Origin of the sequence: Kistimonas asteriae (genome assembly GCF_018263925.1) — a bacterium.
In the GTDB taxonomy this organism is placed as follows: Bacteria; Pseudomonadota; Gammaproteobacteria; order Pseudomonadales; family Endozoicomonadaceae; genus Kistimonas; species Kistimonas asteriae.
Genome location: NZ_JAEVHF010000001.1, coordinates 280,349 through 307,110, shown reverse-complemented (window position 1 = coordinate 307,110; position 26,762 = coordinate 280,349). Strand labels below are relative to the sequence as shown.

The window sequence follows — 26,762 nt, the reverse complement described above, 5'->3', positions numbered from 1 at the left end:
TAAGAGATTTACATGTTCATCAGATCATAACTCTGATAGCGTTAACCTGACTGTCATAACAATGACACGCGATTTAATCTGGCAGTCAGGGAGTAGTATGTCAGGTGTATTGATTGCACTGGTATCTCTTTTCTATGTCGGTGCGTTGTTTGCGGTTGCCTGGTATGGGGACAGGAATAGCCATATTCTCTCTCGGCGCTGGCAGCCCTGGATATACAGCTTTTCTTTAGCCGTTTACTGTACGTCATGGACGTTTTTTGGTGCGGTGGGGCAGGCGGCACTGGCGCCCTGGTCTTTTCTGCCAATCTATGTGGCGCCGATTCTGGTTTTCATCCTGTTACGGCGTTTGCTGACCCGAATGATTCTGATCAGCAAGCAACAGAGCATTACGTCCATTGCTGATTTCCTGGCTGCACGTTATGGCAAGTCTCGACTGGTGGCCGCCGTAGCAACCGTGATTCTCTTGCTTGGTATTCTGCCGTATATCGCATTACAGCTGAAAGCCATTGTCATGGGATATACCCTGTTGTCAGCCGACAGCGGTTTACTCACTGTCAGTGATTCATTCAACCGATCCGGTCATGATACAGCGCTGATTGTCAGCCTGGTACTTGCAGCCTTTACCGTGTTGTTTGGTACCCGTCATCTTGATGCGACAGAACATCATCATGGTGTCATGTTGGCGATAGCGGTGGAATCGGTCATCAAGCTTGTGGCATTTATCGGTGTTGGTGTTTTCGTTGTTTATGCCTGTTTTGGTGATTCAGCACAGCCATGGCCGTTCTTGCAGAATAGTGTTGCTTCACAGGCCAATGTCTCTAATTTCCATGTTTTTTCCCTGGTGCCCCACATTCTTCTCAGCATGGCTGCCTTTCTTTGTCTGCCGAGACAGTTCCATGTCATGGTGGTGGAGAACGCTGATATTGGTCATCTTAAGCTGGCACGGCGGGTATTTTCTGTCTATCTGGTACTTGCAGGTATCTTTGTTTTGCCTATCGCTATGGCAGGAAAGCATTTATTGCCTGAGGGAGTATTGCCTGATACTTATGTGATCAGCCTGCCCTTAAGCATGGGGCAGGAATGGTTGGCTATGCTGGCTTTTGTTGGGGGAGCGTCAGCGGCGATCAGCATGGTGATCGTGGCAACCATTGCACTGACTATTATGATCAGCAATGAACTGATCGTTCCTTTGCTTGTCCGCCGCCAGTCCTTTGCAGGTAAAGATTTTTCCCAGTTGAAAGGTATGCTGTTGAGTCTTCGTCGCAGCCTGATACTGGTTATTCTTCTCCTCGCTTATCTTATGTATCGGTTGTTGGAGCAGGGACAGTCTCTGGCATCTATCGGTTACCTCTCATTTACGGCTGTTGCCCAGTTGGCACCTGCCTTAATCGGTGGGCTGGTGTGGCGAGAGAGTAACCGCATGGGGGTACTGTCAGGCCTTTTAGTTGGAATGTTTATATGGCTTTACACCCTGGTTTTACCGGTACTCCAGACGACGGGTTTCATCGATGGCAATGTGTCTGATGTTGGTCAATGGCGTTCATCCTCATGGGGCATGTTGTTGAGCCTGGGAGGTAACCTGATTGCCTTTATCCTGGGTTCTTTCTGGTTTCGGCCGACGTTGATGGAGCGACAACAAGCCGCCGCTTTTGTGGGTACTGCCTTGCCTGAAGAAATGGAGCGGTTGCCAAGAGTTACGGTTGCTGAACTTGAAACGCTGGCGGCCCGCTTTATTGGACAGGATAAAACAACCGCTGCCTTCTCATCCTTTGCAGGATATGCCCAGCCTGCCTTGCGGGAGCAGCAAGCGACTCAGGCATTGATTGATTTTACGGAGCGCTTACTGGCGCGGGTGCTGGGGGGGTCATCTGCCCGGGTGGTCATGCGCAGCGCATTGTCCGGTGATGCAATGGGGCTGGATGATGTGGAGACTATCATTGGCGAGTCGTCGTCTGTCTTGCGGTTCAACCGGGAACTGTTGCAGGGGGCGCTGGAGAACGTCAGCCAGGGGATCAGTGTCGTAGATCGTGAGTTGCGACTGGTCGCCTGGAATCAGACGTACCTCACGCTATTTGATTACTCGGATGGACTTATTCGTATAGGTCGGCATGTGTCAGGGATCATTCGGCATAATGCGACGCAGGGATTGTGTGGCCCCGGTGATATTGAAGCGCACGTCAGAAAACGGGTGAGGCAGATGGAGCAGGGGAATGCCCATCGTTCCGAGCGTGTCCGTGCCGATGGTCGTGTCATTCAGATGCAGGGGAATCCTATGCCTGGCGGTGGTTTTGTCATGAGTTTTACGGACATCACGGGTTTCCGCCGAGTCGAGCAGGCGTTGAAGGAGATGAATGAGAGCCTGGAACAACGGGTATCTGATCGAACACAGGATCTTGAATCTGCAAACACGGCGCTGCGCAGGGCCAAGCAGCAGGCGGAACAGGCTAATCACGATCGTAGTCGTTTTTTTGCCACCATCAGTCATGACCTGATGCAGCCGCTCAATGCAGCACGCTTGTTCTCTGCAACATTATCAGAGCAGGTGGAGCAATCCGGGAGGGGCAGTGACGAGGCTCGGCTTGCGGGCCATATTGAAACGTCTCTACGCTCCGCAGAAGAGATCATTAATGATTTGCTGGATCTGTCTCGCCTTGAATCCGGCAAGTTCAAGCCGTCATTCTCTGCTTTCACTGTGACTGATCTCTTCGAGCCCTTGATGGTGGAATGCCAGGGTGTGGCCGCAAGCCAGAGCGTTGTCGTTCACAACTGGGCCGGTCATTACAGTGTCTACAGTGACCGAAAACTTCTGCGCCGGGTATTGCAGAACTTTCTTTCCAACGCCATCCGTTATGCGCCGGCAGGCAGGGTGATACTGGGATGTAGACGGCAGGGAAATTATCTCAGGATTGAGGTCAGGGATAACGGTCCCGGGATTCCTGAAGAGCGGCAAGCGCAAATTTTTAATGCGTTTCAACGGTTGGACGGGCATGTGTCGCAGGGCTTTGGTCTGGGTCTTGCGATCGTACAGGGGATTGCCAGCGTCCTGGAGTGTGAGATCGGGCTGAAATCTCACCCCGGTCAGGGCTCGGTATTTTTTATCGTGGTGCCATTGGGGCAGCGGAGCATCATGCCGACGAGTGAGATTGCCGCATCAACGTTGGCTGTTAATCAGGGCGATATGATGTCAGGTCGTACCATTCTCTGCATTGATAATGATCTCACAATCCTGGAAGGCATGCGGGAATTGTTGGAGCGCTGGGGTTGCAGGGTGTTAACGGCCGTTGATTCAGAGAGTGCTCAAAGGCATTTGACGCATACCCTGGATGCCATATTGGTGGATTACCATCTGGATAATGGCTGTAATGGGGTGGATTTGATCCGGGATCTACGCCAGAAAGCCGATTTGTCTGTACCAACGGTCATGATAACGGCGGATGGTTCGGCCCAGTTGCGGGAACAGTTGAAGGGTATGGATGTGCGCTACCTGTCTAAACCACTTAAACCGGCTGCTTTGCGGGCACTTCTCAGCCGGTTGTTACGGGATAGAACAGAAGCCTTACGTGATCGTGAGCTGGTGACTTGAACGCATTAGATACCTTGTGATTGTGATGTGCCCTATCCGTTTGGGAGAGAGGCACATACTATGATTGTTGTCAGGGTTCTAGATTATTAAATGAGCGTTCATAATTAATAAATCAGTTAGATGGCATTTAGTTGTTGAATCTAACGTATTAGTTATCGATGGTTAAGTTGGAATGCTGTCTCAGATATGATCATTTGCCAGCTATTTCTGGAAAGTAAGCATTTAATGTAGTTTCTGTTGGTTGCATAATGTGTATGTTTTTAAATTGGGTTGAGTATCGTTTTTGATTGGGTTTTTCTTATGGGGTTGATGTCAAGGGTAAGGGATTGTTTTAGATGGGCTCCCAGAAAAGTTATTGATGATCATGCTGTTTATTGGCAGTGGCATCATCGTGCGGTTTGTTCTGCACGCATTAAAATAGTTGGAATTAACAGCTTGTGTAGTCTGGCTGTGGGTATTGATGTCACTGGAATTAAGGAAGCTATCAATCCTGCTTCTAAACTGTCAGTTAGATCCATAGCCATTGTTGCCTGTGCGCCCTATTTATTTAACTCTCTGGTGTCTTATCGGATCCAGGTGCAATTTTTAAATTTCTTAAACACTGCTACCTTAATGGATGTCACTCTCATGGCTATGGGGAGTGGGATTGTTGTTAGTGGTTTGGGTAAGCACTTTATAGGGTCGCCATCATTAAGATATTCTACTTTATACTTTTTGACTCCAGTTTTATGTCTTATGAGCCTTAAATTGTTTGCCATGAATAACTGGTATGTTAAAAATGTTATTAATCCTATGTGGCATTCGTTTTTTTTAATAGACAGTGTTCTTGAAGATAAACAGCAAGGTCGCATAGTACATACATTTTGTAAACGGCAAACGCCTATCCACTTGGCAGCCATGCAAGAGGATGAGACCTGTATGCGCTATGCGCTTCACATGCACCGCTTGTTTTTTGATATTAATTCCGAAAGGTATGAAGTATGCCCTAAGAGTGGTGACGGGCTAACTAACATGCTTGCTGAGCTTAAATCGGCTAATACCGATGATTTTAGAGCTATGCTTGCTCAATCATATAATAAGTTAGTCTCACGGTATGGGTATACTGCATTGCAGATCGCATCTGTCAGTGGGATTATGAGAAATATCGCTCTTTTGTTGGAGAATAAGGCTGATATTAATAAAATGGACAATGAAGTCCATTATGCATCATTCATCCATCATCCGAATGATGAAGCTTATAAAGCCCCAATTCACTTGGTAACAGAGCAAGGACATACTGATTGCCTGGAAATGCTACTTGACTTTGGTGCTGATATTAATCTGCGAACTGCAAACTTGGCATCCATTGGTTATACGGCACTTCATATAGCGACGGATCAAAATTTCACCGAATGTGCTGCTTTGCTACTTAATCGAGGTGCGGATTGTGGGATGTTAGGTTCATATTTTTGGGGTGAGAAATTTGACACTGAAAGTGGTTTACATATTGCAGCACGTAAAGGTTATATTCAGATGTTGAAGCTGTTGTTGGAGTCTGGCGCTGAGATTGATCAATTGACAGGGAAAAGGAAAAGATCCGCGTTACATCTAGCGGTTGAAGCGGGACATTATGATAACTTTGAAATGCTCATGGATGCCGGTGCAGATATCCATGTTAAAGATGGCGTAGAAGGTAAATCGGTCTTGCATGTTGCAGCGGAAAGCGGATCAAGAAATTGTGTCCTCGCTTTGTTGAATAGGCAGGCTAATGTTAATGAGTTGAGTGCCAATGACCGGCCAGTTCTGCATCATCTCTTAATTAAGGGTGATAATCCATCAATGGTGGCGCTGTTTATTGCTCTTGGGGCAAATATGGCATCTTTGCGGCCTTTGACGGGTTATAGATTTAAAAATAATGATATAAAAAGAATGGTTTTAATTTGTGACTTGTTACCCTATAAGAGTATAAGAGATGAGGATGATGAGAGAATTGAGCATAAAGAATTATTAATGCTTCAGGAATTGTCTAGGAAGGTTATCTGGAGATCATTGATGATTAATGTTTCTGATGAAAAAAGGATTGATAAACTCATTACGTTGCTACCATTGCCTGAAACGCAAAAGTTTAAGAGTTTTATATATGCGGATGAATTAATGGTGGCGAGATAGCCTTTGTTTTTTTTTGAGTGATGCTGGGCTAATATGATTTGTTCCGGTTGTATATAATCGGCGTTTTCATGTCGATATAAATGTCAGTATGATAGCGGATAATGCGTTGACGTTTGATAGTGCTTTGTTTCCTGAAAATAATGTATTGACGTAAATAGCAAAATGCAAGTGTTGAGTGAAGAGATTATCAAGCCGACCATGCTGATTATTCAGCATGGTCGGCGAGAAAAGCTATTAAAGTATACTGGCCTATGGTGCTGGCGACGGAGGAACATTATCCGTATTGTTTGGCGTTTCAGCCTTTTTGTTACTATGGGTATCGGGTTCTTCATAATCCACTTCCAGCTGCTGCAGTGCAATCACGGCCTGGGTACGGTTGCGGACACCCAGTTTCTTGAAAATAGCAGTGACGTGGGCCTTGATGGTGGCTTCTGAGACATTCAGGTCAAACGCAATCTGTTTGTTCAGCATGCCTTCACTGATCATCCCCAGCACCCGGAACTGCTGTGGCGTCAGGGATGCGATTTTCTCTTCCATCTCACTGCTGACCCGGTCGGTATCCCGGTTGAGATCGATGTTGGCTGGCGCCCAGATATTTCCGTCGAGCACCTGCTGGATAGCGGTCTTCATGACATCCAGCGGTGTTGACTTGGGGATAAAGCCAGAGGCGCCATAGCCAATGGCCTTCAGGATAATGGTTTCTTCTTCCCGGGCGGAGATAACCAGAGTCGGAACATCAGGATAGTGGCCGGTCAGGAACATCAGGGCTGAAAAACCATGGGCACCGGGAATATGGAAGTCCAGTAGCACCAGATCCGGGTTCGGAGTGTCCTCCAGCGCCTGTTGCAGGGCGGCGATGGTATCGGTCTCAATGATTCGGACATCATCCAGCACCTGGTTCAGGGCTGACTGCAGCGCGGTACGAAACAGCGGGTGGTCTTCGGCAATGATGATCGTATGGGCCATGGTGTCTTCCATTCCTGTACGCGTTGTCAGATTGCCATCGGGACCGGTGCCCGTCAATTTATCAGCGATCTGGCAGTGAGTGGTTCCTTCCTTTATTGCTAATATAGTCGAATGCTTGGTTCAGGCAGGATCATTCTTGGGATGAAGGGGCACGGACGGCGGTTTGGAGCCTTCGGGCCGGATGCCGGTAAAGGCAGAATAGAACTGGTGGATACAGGCCATATCCTTGGCAATATTGCCCGTGGGGCGAATGGGTTGGCCGAGGCCGACGGTCTTGGTGCGGGCATCCAGGTAACCGGGCAGGATCGGCACCCCGGCTTTTCGGGCGATATGGTAGAAGCCGGTTTTCCACTCGCTGACATAGCTGCGGGTTCCTTCCGGGCTCAGGGCTAGTACCAGCCGGGGATAGCGGCGGAATGCGGCAACCGTCTGGCAAACCAGGTTGCAGTTGCGATCACGATACACCGGGATACCGCCCAGCCAGCGCATAATCGGCCCCATGGGACCGCGGAACAGGGAGGCCTTGCCCAGCCAGTACAGCTTGATGCGAAAACGCAGGGCAATGGCTATGAACAGCAGAAAGTCCCAGTTGCTGGTATGCGGCGCGCCGATGAGCACATAACGGCTCATGGCGGGCTTTTCCCCTTCGGTTTTCCAGCCGGTCAGTTTCATGCTCAGCCAGGCAATGAATACCATCAGGTGGCTGATGACCGGCGTGTCAAAAATCGTCAAGCGCATGGAAGTGTGCCTTAGCGTTCTCTGTCAATGGGGGAAAATAGTGAACCTGACGGATGGCAAGCTTATTCGTATAAGCCTGTACATTTATTCAGGTAACGGGTGATAGAATGGCCCGAGTGAGTGATCAGGCAGCTGGCGTTTATGCAGGATACCGGACGAAAAATCATCCATGTCGATTGTGACTGTTTTTACGCATCGGTTGAAATACGGGAAAATCCCGATCTCCGGGGGCGTCCTGTTGCGGTAGGTGGCATGCCGGATCAACGCGGGGTGATCGCGACCTGTAACTATGAAGCCCGTGCTTTCGGCATCCATTCCGCCATGGCGTCGGCCTACGCCCGCAAGCTTTGCCCTGACCTGATTATCCTCAAGCCACGCTTTGATTTATATAAAACCGTCTCTCGCGACATTCACCGGATCTTTGCCGATTACACGGACCTGATTGAGCCACTGTCGCTTGATGAGGCTTTTCTGGATGTGACGGATTGCGATAAATGCCATGGCAGTGGCACCCTGATTGCCCGTGAGATACGGGCACGGGTCAAGGAAGCGACCCGTATCACGGTCTCAGCCGGTGTGGCACCTAACAAGTTCCTGGCCAAGATTGCCAGTGACTGGAATAAGCCGGATGGCCTTTGCGTGGTAACGCCTGACCAGATAGATGATTTTGTGCGGCAGTTGCCGGTACGGAAGTTACACGGCGTGGGTAAGGCAACCGCCACGCGACTCAAGCGTATGGGCGTAGAAACCTGTGAAGACCTGCGACAGTTTTCACTCGTCGATATGACCCAGCATTTCGGAAGTTTTGGCGCAAGGCTTTATGAGTTGGCGCGCGGTATTGACCAGCGCCCAGTCGAAGTCAGCTGGCGGCGTAAATCACTATCAGTTGAAAACACCTATGACCACGACCTGCCAGATATCGAGGCCGTTCAGCAGCAAGTGCCGGATGTGCTCGATGAGCTGAGGGTTCGCTATGAGAAAATCCGGCAGGAGTATGCGGTTTCAAAACGGTTTGTGAAGATCAAGTTCAACGATTTTACCCAGACGACACTGGAAGAACTCTGCGCATTAAGCGAGAAAGAACTCTATTCACCGGATTACTTTATCAAGTTGGCAACCAGGGCCTGGGAGCGAAGAGAAAAGCCGGTCAGGTTGCTGGGTGTTGGTTTCAGGCTTCATGATTTGAAACCACCGGAAGCCCAGGCACAGTTGGAACTGTTTGAATCCTGATCCGATTCATTGTCTGAATGATGGCATGTGGTAACTGTTTGTCGGCATGTCGATGAAGCCATCAGGGTATAAGGCATACCCTGATGGCCCATACCGATCAGGTGGGGAGAGCGTCCGTTGTACTATCAAGTGTACGGTTTTGATCGCGTCGGCGACGCTGCCCCAGATAAAGTACCGCCAGTAATAACAGTGTGGGTAAATAGAGCCACTGCTTGGCAGGGCGTTCCGTATTGTCGGTTTCTACATTCAGAATTTTCCAGTCAAAGTCCAGTCCGGCTTTTTCAGCCGCAGAACCGAATTCAATGTTATCGACTAACAGGCTGTTGCCGTCTTCTAACAGTTCCAGTCCCATGGTTGCCAGTCGTTCATTGACGGAACCGCTTCCCGTTGGCAGAAAGATTGTTTTTTCAACCGTTTTCCCTTCCAGAGTTTCCCCAGAAACCCGTAAACGAATGTCTGTGTTTTCAGGCAGCGTTTCCAGTTGTTGATACAGGGCTGTCCCTGGCAGGTCTATACGTTCTGGCCAGAACCGGTCCCAGATAAAGCCGGGGCGGAACAGGACAAAGGCAATGACCAGCAGGAGAATGGTTTCGTACCAGCGGGTTCGGGTTAGCCAGTAGCCCTGTGTCGCTGTTGCAAAGATCAGCATGGCTGCCAGCGCGCTGGTGACGACCAGCACCAGGTGTCCAATACTGGTAATGCCGATCAGCAGCAGCTCCGTGTTGAAGATAAACATGAACGGCAGAATGGCTGTGCGGATGTCGTAGGTAAAGCCCTGGATACCGGTACGGATTGGATCACTTTTGGCAATGGCTGCTGCGGCAAAGGCTGCCAGTCCGACCGGTGGGGTATCATCCGCAAGGATGCCGAAATAGAACACGAACAGATGCACGGCGATCAGCGGAACAATCAGGCCATGCTGGGCGCCCAGCGTGACGATGACCGGCGCCATCAGGGTGGATACCACGATATAGTTGGCCGTTGTCGGCAATCCCATACCCAGTAACAGACTGATAACAGCGGTAAAAATCAGCATGAGCAGGATATTGCCGTTGGCGATGAATTCGACAAATTCCGTCATCACCTGCCCGATACCGGTCAGTGTTACGGCGCCGACCACAATACCGGCTGCGGCCGTGGCAACGCCGATGCCCACCATGTTCCGCGCACCGCTGACCAGACCTTGAAGCAGGTCAGTGATACCGTCTGACAGCGCCGCTGACACGGAACCGGTTTTCTGGAAGAACGTAATCAGAGGGCGTTGTGTCACGACAATGCCAATCAAAAAGACCGTCGCCCAGAAGGCTGACAACCCTGGTGAGAAGCGCTCTACCGCAATACACCATATCAATACGACAATGGGTAACAGGAAGTGCAGGCCGCTCAGTACCGTTGGGCCGACGGGAGGCATTTCAAGCACTTCCGTCTCGTTTTGCTCAAAATGGTTTTCCGGTGAACGGGAAGCCAGCCAGGTCAATCCCAGGTAGGCGAGTAGAACCCCTGAGGCCACTATCCAGGTTGCGGCGTCACCAAAGACCGTCTTGGTCCAGCCAATGCCGTAATACACCGCCAGGCTCAGGATGCAGAGCCCCAGGATGGTACCGCTGAACGACAGCAGTGAACGCAGCAGACCCGGCTTATTTCGACGGGGAAGGCCTTCCATTCCGGCTTTCACGGCTTCGAGGTGCACGATATAGAAGAGTGCAATGTAGGAAATCGCGGCGGGTAGAATGGCGCTCTTGATGACTTCCAGGTAAGAAATCCCGACATACTCAACCATCAGGAATGCGGCGGCACCCATGATGGGCGGTGTCAGCTGTCCGTTGGTGGAGGCTGCGACCTCAATGGCGCCCGCCTTGGAACCGGGAAAGCCTACCCGTTTCATCAACGGGATAGTGAATGTACCGGTTGTCACAACGTTGGCAATACTTGAACCGGAAATAATGCCGCTGAGTCCGGATGAGACCACCGCTGCCTTGGCAGGTCCCCCTTTCAGGTGTCCCAGCAGGGAAAAGGCGACACGAATAAAATATTGACCGGCGCCGGCACGGTCCAGCAATGCCCCAAATAAAACAAACAGGAACACAAAGTTGGTCGAGACGCCGAGCGCAACGCCAAAAACGCCTTCTGTCGTCAGCCAGAAATGGGACAGGGCTTTGTTAAGGCTGGCGCCTTTGTGGGCAATGACTTCCGGCATGTGCTGGCCAGCGAACACGTAGACCAGGAACAGCGCTGCCACACACATCAGGGGTGGTCCCAGTGCCCGTCGGGTGGCTTCCAGCAATAACAGAATCCCGATGCCGGCAAAGATCAGGTCTGGCGTGATCGGGGCGCCGGCCCGTTCGGCCAGTGAGTCATAGAACAGGAAAATATAGGCAGCGCTGAACGCGCCAGCCAGTGCCAGCAGCCAGTCCTGGGCGGGCACTTTGTTTCGGGGGGAACGTTTCAGTGCCGGGCAGGCCAGGAATGCCATGAAAATGGCAAAGGCCAGGTGAATTGCCCGTGCCTCGGTATCATTCAGGATGAAAAAGTCAAAAATAAACGGCAGTGGTGATGCATACCACAGTTGAAACAGTGACCAGCAGAGGGCAGTGACCAGCAATAAGGTGCCGGGTAGTCCGCTCAGTCTGCGGGCGCCGGAATCGGCTTCATCGACAATCTGCTGCGCGGTGGACTGCACAGTCTCGGGTGTTCTGGTGTCGCTCATGGTCTCGTTAGCCTGTCTGGTTGGCATCAGGGATTGCAGTCTTGTGGATGCGGTTTCCCTGGTGAAATCCCGTCATGCAGGTCGCGAGCATGGGGTGGGAAGAACCTGTCAGCCAACAACGTGGGCAGTCGTTGGCTGACAGAGGAAGGCAGACCTTACAGCAGGCCCGCTTCCTTAAAGTAACGCTCAGCGCCTTCATGCAGAGGGGCAGAGAGACCTTGTGACACCATGTCTTCTTTCTTCAGATGCGCAAAGGCCTGGTGGAGCTTCTTGAAGTCATCGAAGTTGTTGAAGACAGACTTGACGATCTGGTAGACGACGTCAGGTGAGGTGTTGGTAGAGCTGACGAACGTGGCAGCAACACCAAAGGTGGTGACGTCATCCGGTGTGCCCTGGTACATGCCGCCGGGGATGGTGGCTTTACGGTAGTAGGGAGCGTCAGCCAGCAGGGCGTCCACCTGTGGGCCTTCCACCGGTACGATGAGGGTTTCACAAGAGGTGGTGGCTTCCTTGATGGAACCACTGGGGTGGCCGGCAACAAAGACAAAGGCGTCAATCTTGTTGTCACACAGGGCCTTGGACTGTTCGGCAGATTTCAGCTCTGTGGCGAGTTTGAAATCATCAAAGGTCCAGTTGTATTCCTTGAGCAGCTGCTCCAGAGTGCCACGCTGGCCGGAACCGGGGTTGCCGATATTCACACGCTTGCCCTTAAGATCTTCAAAGGTCTTGATGCCGGAATCTTTACGGGCAACGATGGTGAAGGGTTCCGGGTGCAGGGAGAAAACGGCGCGCAGGTCGCTGTACGGCCCCTGGGCTTCAAACTTGCTGGTGCCGTTCAGGCCATGGAACTGCCAGTCTGACTGTGCAACGCCCAGATCCAGTTCGCCACCACGCATGGTATTGATGTTGTAGATGGAGCCGCCGGTGCTTTCCACGGAGCAGCGGATCTTGTGTTCCTTGCGACCCTTGTTCACCAGTCGGCAGATGGCGCCACCGGTAGGGTAGTAAACACCGGTCACACCGCCGGTGCCGATGGTGACAAACTGGCGTTCGGCGGCCTGGGCACTCACCGCCGCGGCAGCGAGGCCGGCAGTACAAAGAGCAAGGCTGACTTTCTTGAATATCGACATAGGTTCCCCCTGTCAGGTTTTAGCAATGTCCACAACAGGAACGCACGCTGTTTGACTGGTGGCAGTCTGTTGTTTTGGCGTGCAGGACACGACCTGCCGTGGGGTATGTTGTTTTTGTGTCACCGGCGACCCATGGCTCATGAGTGTCGATGTTGTTGTTATGGCGGGCTGAGATCCAGCTTTCAGCCTGGTGCGACCGAGGCGCTATCCGTAGTGTTACGCATGCTAACAGGTATTAAACACTTCTGGAAGATTCTCAGTGTGATGCTGAGGGGGCAATGCGTTGTGTTTCGTCGTGAACTAATAAAGTTTAACAGCGTCTATGCAAGGGGGAGACTAACTACCAGCTTCAGCTGGGGGAGCAGTGTATGCATATATTGGAAACATCATTTTATCAGGCTCTTCGAAAGATAAAGTCGAGCGTTAAGCAATGTTATGTACGCTATATGGGAGGCCAGTTTGTCAAGGTTGATAAGACTGACAGACTTGGGAAGCAACAGAAGCCATTATTAGCTCAACTTGAGTATTTTACGGATTACTCCAGATTTTCTAAGTCAGGTGATAAAGCCCTTTCCTTATATGATATAAAAAGGATGATTAATTTATCACCAATATTTCTTTCTGAGTTTTCATTGAAAATGTTGAGTATTTTTAATGTGGAGAGTATTGGAGTGTTTCCTCAAGATGTCCGTTTTTCGATGGTTATGTTGTCTATGACTGAATCCTTTAAAAAAATAGATCAATTAGTAGATGATGTATTTTTTACTTTCTTATCAATAAGTGAAGCTGCGAAGAAAACTCCTGAAAAGACTCAGAAGGTTGAATTGCAAGAGAAGCAGACCAAGTGCTTGGTCATTGCAAGATATTATATTGCGAAACTTGTTGATCTGGAACTTTGTAGCGATTTTTACAGAGTAAAAGAAGAGTGTTCTGAGCTATTGCGGATAATACATCCTGATAAACTTGCAAATAGGGAGATTGCTATTCCGGATCATGAAGGAGATGTGGTTTCTGACTATGGAAAAATTCTGATTTTAATTAGACAGTTTATGAAAAATACAAGTGTCGAATTATCATGGAGTACAGTGGATAGCTATCCCTGCTTTAAGAGAGCGAACGGTGATCAGTGTGTTGTCAGCCAGGAGATGTTGGAGAGCCTTGAACAGGTTGACCTGTTAACGGATGAATATGCCGATGAGTTATTTGATATCGCCAATGAATCTGTTGAGGCTGATTATCCATATGAAAACTGGAATATGGGGTTATGCCAAATGATTAATGAACAGAAAGAAAGAGTGAGTCCTGACAGACTTTGGAATAGTGCTATTCAGCAACGTTTGGAGTCGGTTTATTGCAACTTTTTCAGATTTCAATTGGTTAATGGTTTGTATATGGAAAAAGTGTGTGGAGTAATCAATAATGAGCTTAAAACAATAGATAGAAGACGAAGGTTTCACAATACAGGCGTTCATTTGTTAATGTACAGTATTGCCGATAAAGAAAAAATCGAGTGCGATTGGAGGTTGGTTTGCCAGTTGCTGGCTACCTGGAAGGAGCAGGAGTGGTCTTTAGTTCAAAGTGGTGATGTTTTCAGTCATGAGAAAATCAGTGACTTTATCAAGTGGCAAAAGCATCGTCTCTGTTGGTGTGCAGATAGCACGCTAGTAACACCAGTAGTGGCAGGTAAAGTTTTTGATAAAATTATTGAAGATATGAATAATCCTCCCCTTAAAATATCTCGAGTAAGTAAGTCGACATCAGTTTAATGTTTATCACAGTATATAGAGATTGATGGTTTACATGTCTTATTTAAGGTGATCAGTGCAGTTAACACGTTCTTCAATGTACGTGTTAATTGCACTGATCAATCTATGATTGATTTACTTGGTCAGGCAGCACTTCTTGTATTTCTTTCCGCTTCCGCAGGGACACGGGTCGTTTCTACCAATATTCGTGCCTGTTGCACTGGTTGGATCAATGAAAAACCATTGTCCTTCTTCTCTAATAAACGAAGAGCGTTCCTGGTGGACATCGGTTTTACCATTGGCTTTTAAGCGGTAGGTTGCCCGGAATTCCACTTCACCGGTGGTATCGCCAGTTTGTCCCTGGTCGGTATCGACGATTTCCAGTTGCAGCCATTCTGTTGCATCAGCCCAGTCTTCCAGTGCCTTGCGTTGCAGGTAGCGTTGTTGGTTGGGCCGGGTGGTGGTGATGATGTAATCAATCAGTCCTAACGCCCAGGCGCTGTAGCGGGAACGCATCAGTCGTTCAGCGGTTTCCGGTCGGGCATCGCCGCGGTGAAAGCGGGCGCAGCAGTCGTCATAAGCGGTATCGGTACCGCAGGGGCAGTTGTGTTGTTCAGTCATAAGACGGTGGTTACCACCAGTATTTGCCAAAATGGTCCGGGTTGGCCCAGTGCTTTGCGTTAAGCCAGTCCGGTGTGGTTTTGTAGGAGGCGATGTCGTAGGTGCAGAACCAGAGCGTTTGGCCATTGCGCTGGAATCGTTCGCTGATCCGCAGGCCAAGACTGTAGATATCAGTATCCAGCCAGTTGTCGGCAGAGGCTGGATCAAGCAGCAGGGCGATCCGTTCGCTGTATCGATTTCGAAGCCCTGCAACCAGTGTCATGGCCGTCGGTTTATCCAGGCTTTCCAGGCGCTCGGCAATGATGGCGAGATCAAAATGCGCCGCATCAGAAAGTTCTGATAAATCCCTGATCAGTGTGCAATCGCAATGCGTGTTCTGCGCCAGCCAGGTGGTCACGACGGCAGGCATTGCATCCGCGCATACCAGCAGTTTCACCGGTTGATACTGTTCAAGTACGGCGATGATGGCGTGACTGGGGCTGTGTTCAGGCGTGGTCATGCTGCTGGTAAGGTTTCCGATATTCGGTTTCCGGATTATCGCCAAAACCGCGCCCCGTAGCCAGCCTGTCTGGGGAGAGGTGCTGTTTCACAATGGGGAATGTCACCCGATACTATGCAAAAACTGCAATGATTTACCTGTATCTAGATACAGTCTTTTAATAGGAGTTGCGATACACTGCTGCTTTGTATTCCTGATTCCTGCAGGTCATTCATGAAAGCAATGCTCGCACTTGGTCAACTGGTAACGCTGGGCTTCTGGCTGGGGGTTATCCTGAATTTCTTTATGCCGTTTTCGGCCCCTCTCGATAGCATTTTCCTGATTGCCGGTGGTTTGATTCTGCTGGTGCATGCGATTGAGGTGGCGATCTGGCGTGAGCGTATCCGTGCCATGAGTGAGCGTTTTGCGATGGATTGTGTGCTGATACTCGTCTTCGGTTTTTTCCATATGGCGACGCTGATGTTACGTCAGCAGCCGGTACAGGAGCTCTGACGGTCGCGAATGCTCAGTAACGAGATCAAAACATCGATCCAGAAAGCCTATACGTCTTTTCTGAATGGTAAGCAGCTCAAGGCCCGGCTTGGCCAGAAGCTGATGATTGCCGAGATCGCCAAGACCCTGGGCGCCATTGACCAGGACGATAGCGGCAAGCGCACCTCTGATCCTGCTGTCTGCGTAGTGGAAGCGGGTACCGGTACCGGTAAAACCGTGGGTTATTGCCTGGCATCGATTCCTGTTGCCAAGGCGATGGATAAAACACTGGTGATCGCGACAGCAACAGTGGCCCTGCAGGAACAGGTCATCAACAAAGATCTTCCCGAGATTCGCCAGCACAGCGGTATGGATTTCTCCCTTGCCCTGGCCAAGGGGCGTCGCCGTTATCTGTGTCTGCAGAAACTGGATCTGTTGCTGCAATCGACGCAGGCGGCCTCTGCCACCATGGCTATGTTTCAGGAAGAAGGTTTCTCCATTGACCTGGATAAAGACGCCCAGAAACTCTATGAAGAGATGCTCGGCGCCATGGCGGGCAGCCGCTGGGACGGTGACCGGGACAGTTGGCCGGTAGCTGTGGATGATGAGCAGTGGCAGCAGCTGACGGCGACCCATGCCCAGTGCAGTGGTCACCGGTGTCCGCATTTTTCCAACTGCCCGTTCTACAAGGCACGGGGGGCGTTGGATAAGGTCGATGTCATTGTCACCAACCATGACCTGGTGCTGTCAGATTTGATGCTGGGTGGTGGGGCGATCCTGCCGCCACCGAAGGATTGCATATATATCTTCGATGAAGGACATCATTTGCCCGATAAGGCCATTGATCATTTCGCCTGTGAAACCCGGTTGGGTGATACCGGTCGCTGGCTGGAACAGTCGACTAAGCAGCTGGAAAAGATCCTGGCACAGCATCCGCTGCCGGGTGATATTGGCGGCTGGTTTGAGCGTCTGGCTGGGAAATACAAAGAACTGGTGACCGATCAGCAGTTTATGCGTGAAGCGCTGATGTCGGCGGCTGAGTTTCGTCAGGAAGAAGAGACGGAATCAGGCAGAACCCTGCTGTACCGTTTTCCTGATGGTGTGATTCCGGAACCCCTGCGAGAGCTGGCAGGACGTTTGAAAGCGGGCTTCAGTGCCTCGGTGGATCTGGCGGATCGCATTGTCGCTGAGCTGAAGTCAGCGATGGATGACGAGGTGACCGGCGTCGATCGACTGCAGGCCGAGCAAGTGTTTCCGGTGATCGGCATGATGCTGCTGCGTCTGCAGAACAACCTGGCGTTGTGGGAGTCGTGGAGCATTGTTGATCCGGAAGGTGAGCCGCCTGCCGCTCGCTGGTTACGGCTGGTGGAATACCATGGCAACCAGGACCTGGTGGTTTCCAGCAGCCTGATTCTTGCAGGCAAGATTTTACGTCAGCATCTCTGGAATACGGCCTATGGGGTGGTGGTGACGTCGGCGACATTGACGGCGCTTGGGAAGTTTGACCGGTATCGCACGCGTTCGGGGCTGCCAAAAGACGCTAACTGCCAGATTGTCCCCAGTCCATTCCGCCATGGTGATGCTGCGGTGCTGTCAGTACCGGTATTACGGTCAGATCCGGGTGATGCCAGTGGGCATACTGAAGAAATCATTGAGCAGTTGCCAGCGCTGATTGGTGAGGTTCGGGGGGCGCTGGTGCTGTTCTCTTCCCGCCGGCAGATGCGTGAAGTCTATTTTGGTTTGACGGGCGAGTTCCGTGACCGGGTGATGCTGCAGGATGACTACACCAAGCAGGAACTGATTCGGCGACACAAGGAAACCATCGACGATGAGGGTCGAAGCGTGATCTTTGGTCTGGCCAGTCTGGCGGAGGGGATCGACTTGCCCGGGGTCTACTGCGAGCATGTCATCATCGCCAAGATTCCGTTTGCCGTGCCGGACGACCCGGTGGAAGCGGCGTTGTCTGAATGGATTGAATCCCGTGGCGGTAATCCGTTTATGGAGATTGCCGTGCCGGATGCAGCCATTCGTCTGGTTCAGGCCAGTGGTCGACTGTTGCGCCGGGAGGATGATACCGGCCGAATCACGGTGATGGACCGGCGGTTGGTGACGCGTCGTTACGGGCAGGCGTTGTTGAACTCCATGCCCCCTTACCGGAGAGAGATTGCATGACAGCGGCAGATGGAGTCCGGGGTTATCATGACCTGCGTTTTGAATCGGTACGTGAAGCCTTTGTTCAGCTCTTTTCCGAGGATGAAGAGCTGGGTGCCGCGCTGGCTGTGACGGTTGCCGGTGAACCGGTGCTGGATCTCTGGGGTGGTTTCATGGACAAGGAGCGTACGGAGCCCTGGCACCATGACACGCTGGTAAATGTGTTTTCCTGTGGCAAGGGGGTCGCCACTCTCTGCATGTTGCGCCTGGTTCAGGAAGGCCTCTTGTCTCTGGATGCGCCTGTCGCCAACTACTGGCCTGAATTTGGTCAGAATGGTAAAGAGACCATCACGCTTCGTCAGATTCTTACCCATACCGCGGGGGTGTCAGCGTTTCATCCTCGTATTCCTGATGAAGATCTTTTTGACTGGCCCACCATGGTGGCATGGGTAGAGCAGGAGTCGCCCTGGTGGGAGCCGGGTACCCGTCATGGTTATGCGCCGATTACGTTTGGCTGGTTGCTGGGTGAACTCTTTCACAGGGTGGCTGGTGAGCGTATGGGGCATTGGCTGCAGCGTAATATCATGGCGCCTATGGGTGAGAGTTTCTTCTTCGGTATTCCCGATGAAGATCATGGATTGATTGCCCGGATGACCAAAGGGGAACCGGTGCGTGGTGATAAAGCCGCACAGTTGCTGTTCAAGGAAATGACGGGTAATCCCACCGGCGTAACAGCGCGGGCGTTCAGCAATCCGATGAGTGTGTTGACCAGCGCCAACCGGCCGGAGTGGCGTCGTATGGAGCTTCCATCCGCTAATGGCCATGGAACAGCGAGGGCGTTGGCCAACGTGTATGGCCAGCTATCCACGGGTAACGGGCAATTGCTGGATAATCAGCTGCTGCAGGAAGCAATCCGGGAGCAGGTCTGCGGCGTCGATACCGTACTGAAATGCAGCAGCCGATTTGGGCTGGGCTTTATGTTAAGCCAGCCGGATCATCCTCTTTCAGGGTTTGGGCCGTCACGTCATGCCTTTGGGCATACTGGCGCGGGTGGTTCACTGGCATTTGCTGACATTGAACGGCAGATCGGATTTGCATTCGTTACCAACCGGATGGGGCCATATGTGCTGGTGGATCCAAGGGCTGAGCTATTGGTCAATGCTGTTTACCGCGCTTTTGAAGGCGGCTGAACTATCGCAGGGAATTATCCTGCAATAGCTTCAATGCATTGTGGTCCTTTATGCGCGGGATTATTCACGTACGTGGACACAGGCCAAAGTTGCAGAAGCTCTGGCGACAAGGGTTGCAGTAGTGTCTGGCAAGAGGCCGGGTCACTGTCAGCGGAGAGCCAGGTTTTATAGTGTTCCGGTTGTAGAATAACGGGCATTCTGTCGTGTACTTTGGCCGTTAGGGGGTTGGCCGTTGTCGTGATGATAGCGCAGGAGTCATAAAAAACGTCGTCTGACGCATGATAGCGTTCCCATATGCCGGCGAAGGCCATCAGTGATTTGTCGCGTTTACGGATATACCAGGGTTGCTTGCGATCAGGCAGCGACTGCCACTCAAAATACCCATCTGCCGGTATCAGGCAACGACGCTGGCGGAACGCGTGACGGAACATGGGTTTTTCCGCGATAGTGTCAGCCCGGGCATTGATTTGTGCCCGTGACAGGTCTTTTAGCCAGCCGGGCACCAGTCCCCAGCTGGCGGTCACACATTCTCGTTGATGGTCGTTACGGATCAGGGTGACCTGGTCACGAGGAGCAATGTTGTAGTGTGGAAGCTGACTGAACTGGAGATCCAGCCCGAATTGCCGGCAGTCCACCTTGTCTCTCAGCAGGGTAAAGCGTCCGCACACGGTGGGTTCATTCCTCAGGAGTGTCTTCAATGATGGGAGTGGCATTGAGCCACTCGTTGACCAGCTCCTGGGCACGATCCGCATCAGCAAGATCGGTATGCAGTCCCAGGAGATCGTGCGCAGGCAGCTCGCCAACGGCGCCCTGCAGATAGGCGCCTGAAATATGGGCATGGATGTGATGGCTGGCCAGCATGTCCTTCAGGCACTGCGCTTCAAGGTGATTCCGGGGGCTGTATATCTTGATCATGACCCTATACCGCGTGACGTGTTATTGCGTATTCAGGTAGATCTGCTGCAGTTGATCAGACAGCATGCGGGCTTTTTCAATCTGCTCAGGTGTCAGCAGTTTACTGATGTCATCGCGCAGCTTGACGGCCTGTTCCTTGACTGAGGATTCTTTCAACTGGCTCAGTGTGGCCCACATGTATGCAGAGATCATATTGGCGTCTGTGCCCTGGCCGGTGAAGTAGGCTTTGGCCACTTCGTATTGCGCAACAGGATCCAGCTGGCGGGCAGCGTCGGCATAGTGCTCAAAGGCGCGGGTCAGGTTTTTCTCGACACCCAGTCCCTTGCTGTAGGCTTCACCGAGCAGTCGCTTGGCTTCTGCTGAATGTGCTTTTGCCGCCTGCTGAAGCTCACTGATCGCCTGTTGCATCTGCTCCTGGTTGCCACTGGACAGTAGCTCGCGCCCTTGGCTGATCATGGCCTCAAGGGTATCCCCTTTCTCAGCAGCCTTTTCTTCAGCGGGTGCGGTGGTGGCGATTGCTGCCAGTAATGCGGCTGCCAGTACCCCGTATTTGACCTGCATCGTTTCCTCGACATTCTTGACGTTATATACGCCGGATTATACTCGCTGGCAGCCTAAAGGCTATGTTTACACTGTTTTTACTGTTGCTTGCCTCTGTTACACGGGAAAGCGATAGCGAGCCCCATACAAAAGCATAAACTACCGCCTACCCCTTGTCAGACAGAGGAGTGCGGCATTTACAAAAGCGAAACCAGCAGATACAGAAATCGAATGATCATCTGTTTATAATGCCATCCAGTTATAAATTTTTGAGCGACTGCGTGTTAATGGAGCAATTCGACGATATTCGTCCTTACAGTGATCAGGAAGTTCGACCGATACTGGATCGTCTGTTACAGGATCAACAGCTGCTGTCAGCACTGGTGCATTTCAGTTATCCCTCCCTGGCGATGTCCCTGGGGGGCTTTCTTCGTCCGCTGACCCGTTTTCTTTTGCAGCGCAAGCTCGCCGGTATCAGTGATGTGCGTGGTCTGCAGCACGTGATTGCACCCTATATTGAGCGTGTCGTGAAAAAAACGACCAGCGACGTAACCTGGACCGGACTGGATGCCTTGGAGCCCGGTCAGTCCTACCTGTTTCTGAGCAATCATCGCGACATCGTGATGGACTCGGCTTTTGTGAACTACGGCCTCTATAACCGGGGTATGGAGACCATGCGGGTTGCCATTGGCGATAACCTGCTGAGTCGTCCATACGTCAGTGACCTGATGCGGCTGAACAAGAGTTTCATCGTAAAACGGTCACTGGTCTCGTTGCGGGAAAAATTGGGGGCTTACCAGAAACTGTCTGCCTTTGTGAATCACTCCATTGAAACCGGTCATTCTGTCTGGATTGCGCATCGGGAAGGGCGTGCGAAAGACGGTGACGACCGAACCGACAGCGCCATCATCAAGATGCTGTACATGAGTCAGAAAGGCAAAGGCCACAGTCTTGGTGAAGTCATGGGGAGGCTGAGGATCGTGCCGGTATCCGTTGCCTATGAATATGATCCCTGTGACCAGCGCAAGGCGAATGAGTTGCAGGTCAGGTCGGACCAGGGGAACTATGACAAGGCGACGGATGAGGATCTCCAGAGCATCGCAACGGGAATTGAAGGCTGGAAAGGGCATGTACATGTGTCGTTCGGCCAGCCGCTGGCTGCTGAGTTTGATTCGGCGGTTGACGTGGCGCGGGAAGTCGACAGACAGATCCATACCCTCTACCACCTGCATCCTTCCAACTATATTGCCCATGACCTGTTATGTGAGCATCAGGGTGGTCAGAAGATAGCAGGTTGGGAACAGCAGTTTTCAGGCATTGACCTGGACGAGAAACGAAGTGCGTTCAGCGAGCGTTTGAACGCCTGTTCGCCGGCCAGTCAGGACTGGTTTCTGAAGATTTACGCGAATCCTGTGATCAATCATTACCGGGATTTGTCGAGCTGATATGCACAAGCTCTGTTTCTTTGTGCCGGAAAGTCACCTTGAACAGGTTAAGAGCGCGGTCTTTGCCGCCGGTGCTGGCCGGGTGGGTGATTACGATCAATACTGCTGGCAGTGCGAGGGGGCGGCTCAGTTTCGCCCTTTAGCTGGCAGTCAGCCCTACCGTGGTGAGAGGGGATGCCTCGAAACCGTACCGGAAGTGAAAGTGGAAACGGTGGTAGAGGATCATTATCTATCTGCTGTTATTGGCGCGTTACGGGCTGCCCATCCATATGAGCAACCCGCGCTGGAAGCCTGGCCAATCACTGTTGTGTAATGGTCAGCAATCTAGCGTTTCAGATCTTCCATGTGTACCGGGAAATGGTTATCCCGCCGGTCGGTGAAGTATTGGGTCAGGCTGGCTTTGATGGATGAGAAGGCCAGTTCCCGCCAGGGAATGTCTGCTTCTGAAAACAGTCGGGTTTCCAGGCTTTCTTCGCCGGGTGCAAAATCTGTATTTTCCAGTTCGCCTCGAAAGATCATGTAGACCTGATCGATATGAGGAATATTGAAGACCAGATAAAGTTCCGGGTGTTTGACCTGGGCTGTTGCTTCTTCCCAGGTTTCCCGTAAGGCGGCTTCTCGGGTGGTTTCCCCGAGTTCCATGAAGCCGGCAGGAAGTGTCCAGAGTCCACGGCGGGGCTCAATTGCCCGTTTGCAGAGCAGGATCTGATCACCTCGCCAAGGCAGTATGCCAGCGACAATCTTCGGGTTCTGGTAGTGTATGAGGCCACATTCACGGCAGATATAGCGTTCCCGGTTATCCCCATCCGGTACGGCCCGCTCAACCGATGCCCCGCAATGACTGCAATAATTCATGACGTTATCATCCAGACTACCCCCGATGCATCAGTCTACCCTCCGTGAAGACAGGATTGAACCTGACAGGGGGAAGTCACGTCTAAAGAAATAATTGGCCTTAATATTGCTTTTATCGATAGAGAATGACCGTTCAAGCGATTTGTCGCTGGAGAATAGTAGGAACCGGGGATATAGTAATCTGAATGTATTGGAAAGTAGGATGACTTTCCCGGAGTCGCAACGAAAGGCAAGGATGCATGCCGGATTATGTTGAAACAAATACGAAACCAGTTGATAGAACACTCCCCCAGGGATCTGGCCGTACCGCTTCCTGAAGCGGCCGTATTGATTGCCCTTACGGATAATGCCCATAACCCTGAAATTATTCTGACCCGTCGCTCTACGCGATTAAACACCCATAGCGGTGAGGTGGCCTTCCCCGGTGGCAAGCGTGATCCTGAAGACCGGGATCTGCAGATGACCGCGCTCAGGGAAACCCATGAAGAGATTGGTGTGCCCGGTGACTCGGTGGATGTCTTGGGCCGTACCGGACAGGTGATTTCCCGCTTTGGTATCAAGGTTACGCCCTTTGTGGGGTTGGTGCCGGAATCCATAAAATTACATGCCAACCTGGATGAGCTTGATCGTGTTTTTCGGGTGCCCCTCGCCTTCTTCCTGGAAGCTGAGCGCCTGCGTACCGATGAGTTACGGTATAAACAGCAATCGTTTTTTGTGCCGGCCTGGCAGTATGGCGATTACCAGATCTGGGGCTTGACGGCCATTATGCTGGTGGAATTCCTTAACGTCGGACTCAATGCCGGCATTCCGTTGGACGTGCCGCAGCAACGTGGGCAGCGTGTCGAGGGTGGTATCTGGCGCAAGCAGGCGTGAGTTCCTTCTCTACCGTTTTCCGGTAAACTTCTTTCCCGAGAATAATAATCATCCCTCTAAGGGAGAGGCTTCCTGCATGATTTATCGCCTGGGTGACCGCTGTCTGGATGTACGTGGTGATGACTGGTTTGTGGCCAACAGCGCCAGTGTCATTGGTGCGGTGGCGCTGGAAAATAACGCCAGCATCTGGTTCAACGTCGTTGTGCGTGGGGATAACGAGCTGATTACGGTAGGTGAGAACAGCAATGTTCAGGATGGTGCTGTTCTGCATACGGATCCCGGTTTCCCGCTGACGATAGGTCGGGGGGTAACGGTTGGCCACAAGGCAATGCTGCATGGTTGTGAGGTCGGGGAACATACCCTGGTGGGGATCAACGCTGTGATCCTTAATGGTGCAACGATTGGCAAATATTGCGTCATTGGTGCCAATGCCCTGATTCCGGAAGGCAAGGTCATCCCCGATTATTCTGTTGTCATGGGGTCGCCTGGCCGGGTCATCAAGACGGTCACCGATCCTCAGAAGAAAATGCTGGAGCTCTCCAGTGCCCATTACGTCCAGAACTTTCAACGCTATCAACGACAACTGGTGGTTGATGAGCGTTTTTCCTCATGATGAAACTGCGGGATTACCTGGTTAGCTCTCCCTGCGTTGCCGTATGCAAGCTGGATGCAATGGAAATATGCACTGGCTGTGGTCGTCACATCCGGGAGATTCGTGATTGGCCTGAACTCACCCGAGAGCAGAAGCTTGATGTGCTGACGCGCGCGCGGGAAAGAATTTTCTCAGGAAGCATGGGGCAGTCATGAACGTGGTTCGTCGATCTGTCTGGAGACACCGGTTGTTCTGGTGGATGGGGCTTGCCGGTTTGCCTGTGCTTGCCGTACAGGGGCGATGGGTCAGGCGAAAGACGCCCCGCCTGCCGGAGGCTCGTGGAGAGTGGCGGGGTAGCTCAGGTAGCGGGGGCATTGTCAGGAATCTCTATCTGCTGGGTGAGTCAACCATTGCCGGTGTCGGGGTTGATGTAATGCGTAACGCCCTGGCTGGGCAGTTGGCGAATGCATTATCGATCGAGAGCGGCGACAGGGTACATTGGCAGGCGCTGGGAAAAAATGGACTGAAATGTGCGGATATAGCCTCTGAACTGTTGGTCTCATTTCGGCGGGCTCAGAAAAATGCCGCTGCCAATCTGGTGGTAATCGCGCTCGGTGTCAATGATACAACGGGTCTCACTAGCCTGAGAGCCTGGCGTCATCAGATTGTTCGCTTGCTGGCAGATATTCGTTCAGTCACTGATTGCCCGGTTGTCTTTGCCGCTATTCCTCCAGTACATCTGTTTTCTGCCTTGCCGCAACCGTTGTCGACGGTATTGGGTGCACGGGCACGACTGCTGGACAAGGTATTGCAAGATGTAGCCGATGCCCATCCCCAAGTCTTTCATATGGATACTGTTTTTCGTTTTCAGCCCGATTACCTGGCTTCTGATGGGTATCATCCGTCAGAGAAAGGGTATCGATTGTGGGGAGAGCAGTTGGCCCGCCAGATTCATGCGGCGGGCCTCGTGGAAACGTGTGGGTTTCAGGATGACGCGATAGGGGGATAAACGCGTACGGAGCGTACCCGGTTATCCCGGATTTGCAGGATTTCCATGCGATAACGGCCGCTGATGGTGATACAGACCGATGTGTCGGGAATTTCTTCGAGGTGCTCGGTCACCAGGCCGTTCAATGTTTTTGGGCCGTCTACGGGAAGATGCCACTCAAGTGCCTTGTTGATATCCCGAATGGTCGCGGTGCCATCAATAATGAAGGAGCCATCGGGCTGAGGGGTGATGTCGCGGTTGTTGCTGGCGACATCAGTCGTGAATTCGCCGACAATCTCTTCAAGAATATCTTCCAGTGTAACCAGTCCCATGACATCGCCGTACTCATCCACCACGATGGCGGTTCGGCGTTTTTCTTTCTGGAAATTGAACAGCTGGGTGTGGAGCGGTGTGCCTTCCGGGACAAAATAGGCGTCGCGGGTCTCATTCAGCAGGGCGGCACGATTGACTTCGTCCAGACTCAGCAGGCGGGCCACTTTACGCATGTGCAGTATGCCGATGATATTGTTGATATCACCTTTGTAGATCGGCAGCCGGGTGTGCTGGGCGGTTCGTAGTTGTTCCAGTATTTCATCGATAGCATCTTCGATATCAATACCCACCACTTCGTTGCGGGGGATCATGATGTCATCGACGCTGACTTTTTCCAGATCCAGAATGCCCAGTAGCATCCCTCGGCGTGTGCCGGGAATCAGTCCCCCAGCTTCGTGAACCACGGTGCGGAGTTCTTCCTGGCTCAGCTGATCCGTACCGCCTTTGGATGTATCAACACCCAAGCAGCGCAGCAGAACATTGGAAATCCCGTTAACGACCAGTACTAGCGGGTAGAACAGCTTAAGCAGCGGCTTGAGAATCAGTGATGCGGGAAACGCGACCTTTTCCGGGTGCAGGGCGGCCAGGGTTTTCGGTGTGACTTCGCCAAATACCAGGACAACCAAGGTCAGGGTAAAGGTGGCGATGGCAATACCAGCGTCGCCCCACATCCTGACAGCAATAATCGTGGCGATGGCAGAGGCCAGTATGTTGACAAAATTGTTGCCGATCAGGATAACGCCGATCAGACGATCGGTTCTATCCAGAAGTTCACTGGTGCGTTTGGCGGCACGGTTGCCACTTCTGGCCTTATGGCGTAACCGGTAGCGGTTCAGCGCCATCATCCCTGTTTCTGAGCTGGAAAAAAACGCGGAAAGCAGGAGAAGTACAACAAGCGCTCCCAGCAGGAGGCTTAGCGGTGCTTCGTTCAAGGGAATCTATACCTCTGTCGATGCGGTCGGGGAAATCATGCGGGCACGCAGCCGGTGATGTGCCGGACGGATACCGTCTTGGCACGGAGGCGGTTCATTACTGTTGGCCA

The 26,762-nt window shown here is 51.8% G+C and carries 24 protein-coding genes; 13 read left to right on the top strand and 11 right to left on the bottom strand.

Going from position 1 to position 26,762, the window contains the following annotated elements:
• The first annotated feature begins 97 nt into the window (after positions 1-97).
• Together KHS78_RS01460 and KHS78_RS01455 are read left to right on the top strand one after the other, a co-directional pair.
• Entirely contained in the window at positions 98-3,583 is a 3,486-nt protein-coding gene (locus KHS78_RS01460; RefSeq protein ID WP_211824492.1) for a hybrid sensor histidine kinase/response regulator, read from the top strand.
• Between the two features lie 300 nt (positions 3,584-3,883).
• Positions 3,884-5,731 carry an ankyrin repeat domain-containing protein gene (locus KHS78_RS01455; RefSeq protein ID WP_211824490.1) on the top strand — a complete coding sequence of 616 codons (1,848 nt, stop codon included), beginning with the start codon at positions 3,884-3,886 and terminating at the stop codon, positions 5,729-5,731.
• Positions 5,732-5,980: 249 nt separating this feature from the next.
• Here the strand turns inward: KHS78_RS01455 and KHS78_RS01450 are convergent, their stop codons facing one another.
• Positions 5,981-6,697 (bottom strand): response regulator transcription factor, encoded by a 717-nt coding sequence (locus KHS78_RS01450; protein WP_211824488.1) that lies wholly within the window; start codon positions 6,695-6,697, stop codon positions 5,981-5,983.
• A 120-nt stretch (positions 6,698-6,817) separates the two neighbouring features.
• Positions 6,818-7,435, bottom strand: a complete 618-nt coding sequence (locus tag KHS78_RS01445; RefSeq protein WP_211824486.1) for a lysophospholipid acyltransferase family protein — start codon at positions 7,433-7,435, stop codon at positions 6,818-6,820.
• Between the two features lie 141 nt (positions 7,436-7,576).
• Between KHS78_RS01445 and dinB the strand changes: the two genes are divergently transcribed.
• A complete protein-coding gene (dinB, locus tag KHS78_RS01440) occupies positions 7,577-8,665 on the top strand; it encodes a DNA polymerase IV (RefSeq protein WP_211824484.1) in 1,089 nt (362 codons plus the stop codon).
• 97 nt (positions 8,666-8,762) lie between these two features.
• Here dinB and KHS78_RS01435 read toward each other — a convergent pair whose 3' ends face one another.
• Both KHS78_RS01435 and KHS78_RS01430 read right to left on the bottom strand, forming a co-directional pair.
• Entirely contained in the window at positions 8,763-11,372 is a 2,610-nt protein-coding gene (locus KHS78_RS01435; RefSeq protein WP_211824793.1) for a TRAP transporter permease, read from the bottom strand.
• Between the two features lie 155 nt (positions 11,373-11,527).
• Positions 11,528-12,502 (bottom strand): TAXI family TRAP transporter solute-binding subunit, encoded by a 975-nt coding sequence (locus KHS78_RS01430; RefSeq protein ID WP_211824482.1) that lies wholly within the window; start codon positions 12,500-12,502, stop codon positions 11,528-11,530.
• A gap of 368 nt (positions 12,503-12,870) precedes the next feature.
• Here KHS78_RS01430 and KHS78_RS01425 point away from each other — a divergent pair, with 368 nt between their 5' ends.
• Positions 12,871-14,268, top strand: coding sequence for a hypothetical protein (locus KHS78_RS01425; RefSeq protein WP_211824480.1), 1,398 nt, complete (start codon positions 12,871-12,873; stop codon positions 14,266-14,268).
• Between the two features lie 114 nt (positions 14,269-14,382).
• Here KHS78_RS01425 and KHS78_RS01420 read toward each other — a convergent pair whose 3' ends face one another.
• Together KHS78_RS01420 and KHS78_RS01415 are read right to left on the bottom strand one after the other, a co-directional pair.
• Positions 14,383-14,868 carry a YchJ family protein gene (locus KHS78_RS01420; RefSeq protein WP_211824478.1) on the bottom strand — a complete coding sequence of 162 codons (486 nt, stop codon included), beginning with the start codon at positions 14,866-14,868 and terminating at the stop codon, positions 14,383-14,385.
• A 10-nt stretch (positions 14,869-14,878) separates the two neighbouring features.
• Complete coding sequence (locus KHS78_RS01415) at positions 14,879-15,367, bottom strand: DUF6231 family protein (RefSeq protein WP_211824476.1); 489 nt, start codon at positions 15,365-15,367, stop codon at positions 14,879-14,881.
• 213 nt (positions 15,368-15,580) lie between these two features.
• Here KHS78_RS01415 and KHS78_RS01410 point away from each other — a divergent pair, with 213 nt between their 5' ends.
• The 3 genes from KHS78_RS01410 to KHS78_RS01400 are packed head-to-tail and all read left to right on the top strand — an operon-like array spanning position 15,581 to position 19,179.
• Positions 15,581-15,859 carry a DUF1145 domain-containing protein gene (locus KHS78_RS01410; RefSeq protein WP_211824474.1) on the top strand — a complete coding sequence of 93 codons (279 nt, stop codon included), beginning with the start codon at positions 15,581-15,583 and terminating at the stop codon, positions 15,857-15,859.
• A 9-nt stretch (positions 15,860-15,868) separates the two neighbouring features.
• Positions 15,869-18,010 (top strand): ATP-dependent DNA helicase DinG, encoded by a 2,142-nt coding sequence (dinG, locus tag KHS78_RS01405; RefSeq protein WP_211824472.1) that lies wholly within the window; start codon positions 15,869-15,871, stop codon positions 18,008-18,010.
• A complete protein-coding gene (locus tag KHS78_RS01400; RefSeq protein ID WP_211824470.1) occupies positions 18,007-19,179 on the top strand; it encodes a serine hydrolase domain-containing protein in 1,173 nt (390 codons plus the stop codon). Before dinG ends, KHS78_RS01400 begins: the two co-directional genes overlap by 4 nt.
• 14 nt (positions 19,180-19,193) lie before the next feature.
• On the opposite strand, the gene KHS78_RS01395 is transcribed toward KHS78_RS01400, so the two are convergent.
• From KHS78_RS01395 to KHS78_RS01385, 3 genes are read right to left on the bottom strand one after another with little or no spacing between them, the layout of a single operon-like run.
• Positions 19,194-19,847, bottom strand: coding sequence for an SOS response-associated peptidase (locus KHS78_RS01395; RefSeq protein ID WP_211824467.1), 654 nt, complete (start codon positions 19,845-19,847; stop codon positions 19,194-19,196).
• Positions 19,848-19,854: 7 nt separating this feature from the next.
• Positions 19,855-20,094, bottom strand: a complete 240-nt coding sequence (locus KHS78_RS01390) for a putative signal transducing protein (protein ID WP_211824465.1) — start codon at positions 20,092-20,094, stop codon at positions 19,855-19,857.
• 21 nt (positions 20,095-20,115) lie between these two features.
• The gene (locus KHS78_RS01385) at positions 20,116-20,655 is read right to left on the bottom strand and encodes a tetratricopeptide repeat protein (protein ID WP_211824464.1); all 540 of its coding nucleotides are present in this window, start codon (positions 20,653-20,655) and stop codon (positions 20,116-20,118) included.
• A 266-nt stretch (positions 20,656-20,921) separates the two neighbouring features.
• Here KHS78_RS01385 and KHS78_RS01380 point away from each other — a divergent pair, with 266 nt between their 5' ends.
• Entirely contained in the window at positions 20,922-22,079 is a 1,158-nt protein-coding gene (locus KHS78_RS01380) for a 1-acyl-sn-glycerol-3-phosphate acyltransferase (protein WP_246505976.1), read from the top strand.
• Position 22,080: 1 nt separating this feature from the next.
• Positions 22,081-22,392: a YqfO family protein gene (locus KHS78_RS01375; protein WP_211824460.1), complete on the top strand. Its 312-nt coding sequence runs from the start codon at positions 22,081-22,083 to the stop codon at positions 22,390-22,392.
• Positions 22,393-22,403: 11 nt separating this feature from the next.
• On the opposite strand, the gene KHS78_RS01370 is transcribed toward KHS78_RS01375, so the two are convergent.
• Positions 22,404-22,934: an NUDIX hydrolase gene (locus KHS78_RS01370; protein ID WP_211824459.1), complete on the bottom strand. Its 531-nt coding sequence runs from the start codon at positions 22,932-22,934 to the stop codon at positions 22,404-22,406.
• Positions 22,935-23,183: 249 nt separating this feature from the next.
• Here KHS78_RS01370 and KHS78_RS01365 point away from each other — a divergent pair, with 249 nt between their 5' ends.
• The 4 genes from KHS78_RS01365 to KHS78_RS01350 all read left to right on the top strand — a co-directional run bounded on the left by KHS78_RS01365 (position 23,184) and on the right by KHS78_RS01350 (position 25,408).
• Complete coding sequence (locus tag KHS78_RS01365) at positions 23,184-23,807, top strand: CoA pyrophosphatase (protein ID WP_211824457.1); 624 nt, start codon at positions 23,184-23,186, stop codon at positions 23,805-23,807.
• Between the two features lie 76 nt (positions 23,808-23,883).
• Positions 23,884-24,420: a gamma carbonic anhydrase family protein gene (locus tag KHS78_RS01360; protein WP_211824454.1), complete on the top strand. Its 537-nt coding sequence runs from the start codon at positions 23,884-23,886 to the stop codon at positions 24,418-24,420.
• A complete protein-coding gene (locus KHS78_RS01355) occupies positions 24,417-24,614 on the top strand; it encodes a DUF1289 domain-containing protein (RefSeq protein ID WP_211824452.1) in 198 nt (65 codons plus the stop codon). The genes KHS78_RS01360 and KHS78_RS01355 overlap by 4 nt, the downstream gene beginning before the upstream one ends.
• Positions 24,611-25,408: an SGNH/GDSL hydrolase family protein gene (locus tag KHS78_RS01350; protein WP_211824450.1), complete on the top strand. Its 798-nt coding sequence runs from the start codon at positions 24,611-24,613 to the stop codon at positions 25,406-25,408. Before KHS78_RS01355 ends, KHS78_RS01350 begins: the two co-directional genes overlap by 4 nt.
• Here the strand turns inward: KHS78_RS01350 and KHS78_RS01345 are convergent.
• Positions 25,384-26,652: an HlyC/CorC family transporter gene (locus KHS78_RS01345; RefSeq protein ID WP_211824448.1), complete on the bottom strand. Its 1,269-nt coding sequence runs from the start codon at positions 26,650-26,652 to the stop codon at positions 25,384-25,386. The two genes, KHS78_RS01350 and KHS78_RS01345, sit on opposite strands and share 25 nt — an antisense overlap.
• Between the last annotated feature and the right edge of the window lie 110 nt (positions 26,653-26,762).

Excerpts from the sequence above, each read along its gene's own strand:
- KHS78_RS01435 (WP_211824793.1), bottom strand. The coding sequence starts at position 11,372 with ATGAGCGACACCAGAACACCCGAGACTGTGCAGTCCACCGCGCAGCAG.
- KHS78_RS01375 (WP_211824460.1), top strand. The coding sequence starts at position 22,081 with ATGCACAAGCTCTGTTTCTTTGTGCCGGAAAGTCACCTTGAACAGGTT.
- KHS78_RS01455 (WP_211824490.1), top strand. The coding sequence starts at position 3,884 with ATGGGGTTGATGTCAAGGGTAAGGGATTGTTTTAGATGGGCTCCCAGA.
- KHS78_RS01380 (WP_246505976.1), top strand. The coding sequence starts at position 20,922 with ATGGAGCAATTCGACGATATTCGTCCTTACAGTGATCAGGAAGTTCGA.
- KHS78_RS01390 (WP_211824465.1), bottom strand. The coding sequence starts at position 20,094 with ATGATCAAGATATACAGCCCCCGGAATCACCTTGAAGCGCAGTGCCTG.
- KHS78_RS01360 (WP_211824454.1), top strand. The coding sequence starts at position 23,884 with ATGATTTATCGCCTGGGTGACCGCTGTCTGGATGTACGTGGTGATGAC.
- KHS78_RS01370 (WP_211824459.1), bottom strand. The coding sequence starts at position 22,934 with ATGAATTATTGCAGTCATTGCGGGGCATCGGTTGAGCGGGCCGTACCG.
- KHS78_RS01425 (WP_211824480.1), top strand. The coding sequence starts at position 12,871 with ATGCATATATTGGAAACATCATTTTATCAGGCTCTTCGAAAGATAAAG.
- KHS78_RS01430 (WP_211824482.1), bottom strand. The coding sequence starts at position 12,502 with ATGTCGATATTCAAGAAAGTCAGCCTTGCTCTTTGTACTGCCGGCCTC.
- KHS78_RS01400 (WP_211824470.1), top strand. The coding sequence starts at position 18,007 with ATGACAGCGGCAGATGGAGTCCGGGGTTATCATGACCTGCGTTTTGAA.
- KHS78_RS01350 (WP_211824450.1), top strand. The coding sequence starts at position 24,611 with ATGAACGTGGTTCGTCGATCTGTCTGGAGACACCGGTTGTTCTGGTGG.
- KHS78_RS01410 (WP_211824474.1), top strand. The coding sequence starts at position 15,581 with ATGAAAGCAATGCTCGCACTTGGTCAACTGGTAACGCTGGGCTTCTGG.
- KHS78_RS01450 (WP_211824488.1), bottom strand. The coding sequence starts at position 6,697 with ATGGCCCATACGATCATCATTGCCGAAGACCACCCGCTGTTTCGTACC.
- KHS78_RS01365 (WP_211824457.1), top strand. The coding sequence starts at position 23,184 with ATGTTGAAACAAATACGAAACCAGTTGATAGAACACTCCCCCAGGGAT.
- dinG (WP_211824472.1), top strand. The coding sequence starts at position 15,869 with ATGCTCAGTAACGAGATCAAAACATCGATCCAGAAAGCCTATACGTCT.
- KHS78_RS01415 (WP_211824476.1), bottom strand. The coding sequence starts at position 15,367 with ATGACCACGCCTGAACACAGCCCCAGTCACGCCATCATCGCCGTACTT.
- KHS78_RS01385 (WP_211824464.1), bottom strand. The coding sequence starts at position 20,655 with ATGCAGGTCAAATACGGGGTACTGGCAGCCGCATTACTGGCAGCAATC.
- KHS78_RS01445 (WP_211824486.1), bottom strand. The coding sequence starts at position 7,435 with ATGCGCTTGACGATTTTTGACACGCCGGTCATCAGCCACCTGATGGTA.
- KHS78_RS01460 (WP_211824492.1), top strand. The coding sequence starts at position 98 with ATGTCAGGTGTATTGATTGCACTGGTATCTCTTTTCTATGTCGGTGCG.
- dinB (WP_211824484.1), top strand. The coding sequence starts at position 7,577 with ATGCAGGATACCGGACGAAAAATCATCCATGTCGATTGTGACTGTTTT.
- KHS78_RS01420 (WP_211824478.1), bottom strand. The coding sequence starts at position 14,868 with ATGACTGAACAACACAACTGCCCCTGCGGTACCGATACCGCTTATGAC.
- KHS78_RS01355 (WP_211824452.1), top strand. The coding sequence starts at position 24,417 with ATGATGAAACTGCGGGATTACCTGGTTAGCTCTCCCTGCGTTGCCGTA.